The sequence below is a fragment of the Rathayibacter sp. AY2B3 genome (genome assembly GCF_002931755.1).
Lineage (GTDB): Bacteria > Actinomycetota > Actinomycetes > Actinomycetales > Microbacteriaceae > Rathayibacter.
In genome coordinates this window covers 1-3,803 of the sequence record NZ_PSUG01000083.1, presented here as the reverse complement: position 1 = coordinate 3,803, position 3,803 = coordinate 1, and the positions used below count along the sequence as shown (strand labels likewise).

Here is a 3,803-nt window from a genome sequence, read left to right as displayed (position 1 = left end):
CCCCGGCCGCGGTCGTCGCGGTGGTGATCGCGTCGGCCGAGACTCCCTCGAGCGCTGCGTTGAGGGCACCGATCGCCACCAGCAGATCGGTGCGGGCCGCGCCCGCGACGGTGCCGTCGGTCGCGGTGAGGAGCGCGAGCGAGTCGTCCCGCAGCGCGAGACCGGCCTCGCGCGCGGCGGTGTAGGCCGGGGGAGCGGCCACGTCGATGGACGTCTCCCGGAGCGTCGGGGTCGCCTGCGTGCCCTCCGCGGCGGGCGTGCACCCGGTGAGCGCGCCGGCGGCGACGAGCAGGGCGATCGCGGCCGTGGCGCCCCGGAGGAGCGGGCGCGCACCCCCGCGCCGCTCGGCTCGCCCTCGACTCCGCATCACTGCACCCTAATCGGGGGACGGCCGCCGTGGGTGCCGGTCAGTGGGGCGGTTCGTGCATCCGAGACCCGGGTCGGCCGCACCTCCGGGCCGCACCGGCGGCGCTCGACCGCGGGGAAGGGGGCTCGCCGAGCACCACTCGAGGGCGGGGGCGGCGCGCGCGGGACGGCGGGGCGTCCACCGCCGCGCCGCCTAGCATGGGGCGGGTGACCGACCAGCAGGAGCCTCCCGTCCGCCTCCGCCCCGAGATCCTGGCGCTCCCCGCCTACAAGCAGGGCCGCGCGGCCGCCGCCGACGCCTTCAAGCTCTCCTCCAACGAGAACCCGTTCGACCCGCTGCCCTCCGTGCTCGCGCGGGTCCGCGAGGTGGACGACTTCAACCGGTACCCGGACGCGGCCGCGACAGCCCTGCGCACGGCGCTCGCCGCGGAGTACGGCGTCCCGATCGAGGAGGTGATCGTCGGAGCCGGCTCCGTCGCGGTCATCGCCCAGCTCATCACCGCGGCGGCGGGCCCGGGCGACGAGGTCGTCCACGCCTGGCGCTCGTTCGAGGCCTACCCCTCGCTCGTCACGACCGCGGGCGCCACCAGCGTGCGCGTGCCGCTGCGCGCCGACGACACCCACGACCTCGACGCCATGGCGCAGGCCGTCACGGAGCGCACCCGCCTGCTGATCGTCTGCAGCCCGAACAACCCCACCGGCACGGTCGCCACCGCCGACGACGTCGAGGCGCTCCTCGAGCGCGTCCCGGGAGACGTCCTCGTGCTCCTCGACGAGGCCTACGCCGAATTCGTCGACGACGAGCGGGCCGTGGACGGCACCCGCCTGCTCGGCCGCTACCCGAACCTCGTGATCGCCCGCACCTTCTCCAAGGCGTACGGCCTCGCCGGCCTCCGCGTCGGCTACGCGATCGGCCACACGCGGATCCTCGACGCCGCCCGCTCCACCGCCATCCCGCTCTCGGTCACCCGGTTCGCCGAGACCGCGGCGGTCGCCTCCCTCGAGCACCGCGAGGAGCTCCTCGAGCGCGTCCACCGCATCACCCGCCTCCGCGACGACCTCTGGCGGGCGCTCCTCGACCAGGGCTGGACGATCCCGGAGTCGCAGGCGAACTTCCTCTGGTTCGACACCCGCGAGGACACGGCGCGCGCCGCCGAGGTCTTCGAGCGCGCCGGGGTCGTGGTCCGCGCGTTCCCGCCGGAGGGGATCCGCGTCTCCGTCGGCGAGGCGCGCTCTGTCGACAAGCTCCTCAGCGCGGCGGCCGAGATTGTGGCTTCCCTCCCCGAGGGCCACCCCGCGAGACGGATAGGTTAGTCGGGTGGTAGCCACCAGCACGGAGTCGCCGACTGTCCAGTTCCTCTCCGCGGACGGGCGGTTCTCGCCGACCCCTGCGGCCGAGCCGTACGCCTCCTACCTCGACGAGGTGGACGAGGCGCAGCACCGCTCCTTCTACCGCGAGATGGCGGTGGTCCGCCGGTTCGACACCGAGGCCGCGAACCTGCAGCGCCAGGGCCAGCTCGGACTGTGGGTCCCGAGCCACGGCCAGGAGGCGGCGCAGGTCGGCTCCGCGTTCGCGATGCGCCCGCAGGACCACGTGTTCCCCTCCTACCGCGAGCACGTCGTCGGCAAGATCCGCGGCATCGACCTGCTCGGCGTCCTCGCGCTCCTGCGCGGCACGACGCACGGCGGCTGGGACCCGACCGATCCGACGAACGGGAACTTCCACCTCTACACGCTGGTGCTCGGCTCGCAGGCCCTGCACGCGACCGGCTACGCGATGGGCCTCACCCTCGACGGAGCGACCGGCACGGGCGACCCCGAGAAGGACGCGGCCGTCGTGGTCTACTTCGGCGACGGCGCCTCCAGCCAGGGCGACGTCAGCGAGGCGATGGTCTTCGCCGCGAGCTACCAGGCCCCCGAGGTCTTCTTCCTCCAGAACAACCACTACGCGATCTCGGTCCCCGTGGCCACGCAGTCGCGCAGCCCCCTCTACCTCCGCTCCTCCGGCTTCGGCATCCCCGGCGTGCAGATCGACGGCAACGACGTGCTCGCGAGCTACGCCGTCACCGCGAAGCACCTGCAGGACGCCCGCTCCGGCGGAGGCCCCCAGTTCATCGAGGCGCTGACCTACCGGATCGGCGCGCACACCTCGAGCGACGACCCGACGAAGTACCGCACCGACGACGAGCTCGCCTCGTGGGTCGCGAAGGACCCGATCACCCGCTTCGCCGCATACCTGCGGAGCGAGGGCGTGGAGCAGTCCTTCTTCGACGAGGTCGACGAGGAGGCGAAGGACTTCGCGTCGGACATCCGAGCCCGCCTCCTCGCCCTCGAGGTCCCGCCCACGGGCGTCATGTTCGACCACGTCTACTCGGAGCCGCACGTGCTCGTCGAGGAGCAGAAGGCGTGGCTGCAGCGCTACGAAGAATCGTTCGGAGGCGAGTGATGACGATCGACACCAGCACGACGGCCGCGCAGCCGCCCCTCACCGGGTCGCAGCTCGAGTCCATGTCCATGGCCAAGGCGCTCAACGCCGGCCTCCGCCGCGCGATGACGCAGGACGACCGCGTCCTGCTGATGGGCGAGGACATCGGCCCCCTGGGCGGCGTCTTCCGCATCACCGAGGGCCTGCACGCCGAGTTCGGGGCGAAGCGCGTGCTCGACACGCCGCTCGCCGAGTCCGGCATCGTCGGCACCGCGATCGGTCTCGCGATGCGCGGGTTCCGCCCGGTCTGCGAGATCCAGTTCGACGGGTTCATCTACCCGGCGTTCGACCAGATCACCTCGCAGCTGGCCAAGATGACCAACCGCCACGAGGGCGCGATCACCATGCCCGTCGTCATCCGCGTGCCCTACGGCGGGCACATCGGAGCGGTCGAGCACCACCAGGAGAGCAACGAGGCGTACTTCGCGCACACCGCGGGCCTGCGCGCGGTCAGCCCGTCGACCCCGAACGACGCCTACTGGATGATCCAGGAGGCCATCGCCTCGGACGACCCCGTGATGTTCTTCGAGCCCAAGAGCCGCTACTGGCCCAAGGGCGACGTCGACCTCAGCGGATCCGCCGCGCCGCTGCACGCCAGCCGCGTCGTCCGCCCGGGCACCGAGGTCACGCTGGTCGGCTGGGGCCCGATGGTCGCCGTCCTCCTCCAGGCCGCCGAGCTCGCGGGCGAGGAGGGCACGAGCGTCGAGGTCGTCGACCTGCGCTCGCTCTCCCCGATCGACTGGGAGCCGCTGCTCGCCTCGGTCCGCAGGACCGGCCGGCTCGTCGTCGCGCAGGAGGCGTCCGCCAACGTGAGCCTCGGCTCCGAGATCGCGGCGACCGTCACCGAGCGCGCCTTCTTCTCGCTGGAGGCGCCGGTCCTCCGGGTCGCCGGCTTCGACACCCCCTTCCCGCCCGCCAAGGTCGAGAAGCTCTTCCTCCCCGACGTCGACCG

3 protein-coding genes and 1 pseudogene are annotated in these 3,803 nt (G+C 73.0%); 3 read left to right on the top strand and 1 reads right to left on the bottom strand.

What is annotated here, in order from left to right; translation table 11 throughout:
• Positions 1-367: pseudogene (locus C5C24_RS17265) on the bottom strand (hypothetical protein); the annotation flags it as partial.
• 197 nt (positions 368-564) lie between these two features.
• Between C5C24_RS17265 and hisC the strand changes: the two are divergent.
• From hisC to C5C24_RS17250, 3 genes are all read left to right on the top strand, one after another.
• Positions 565-1,680: a histidinol-phosphate transaminase gene (hisC, locus tag C5C24_RS17260; protein ID WP_104305555.1), complete on the top strand. Its 1,116-nt coding sequence runs from the start codon at positions 565-567 to the stop codon at positions 1,678-1,680.
• Positions 1,681-1,684: 4 nt separating this feature from the next.
• Positions 1,685-2,812: a thiamine pyrophosphate-dependent dehydrogenase E1 component subunit alpha gene (locus C5C24_RS17255; protein ID WP_104305554.1), complete on the top strand. Its 1,128-nt coding sequence runs from the start codon at positions 1,685-1,687 to the stop codon at positions 2,810-2,812.
• 62 nt (positions 2,813-2,874) lie between these two features.
• Positions 2,875-3,803: alpha-ketoacid dehydrogenase subunit beta (locus C5C24_RS17250; RefSeq protein WP_181134164.1), on the top strand; the 929-nt coding region annotated here is incomplete at its 3' end.

Coding starts and splice junctions, on each gene's coding strand:
- hisC (WP_104305555.1), top strand. CDS start 565: ATGGGGCGGGTGACCGACCAGCAGGAGCCTCCCGTCCGCCTCCGCCCC.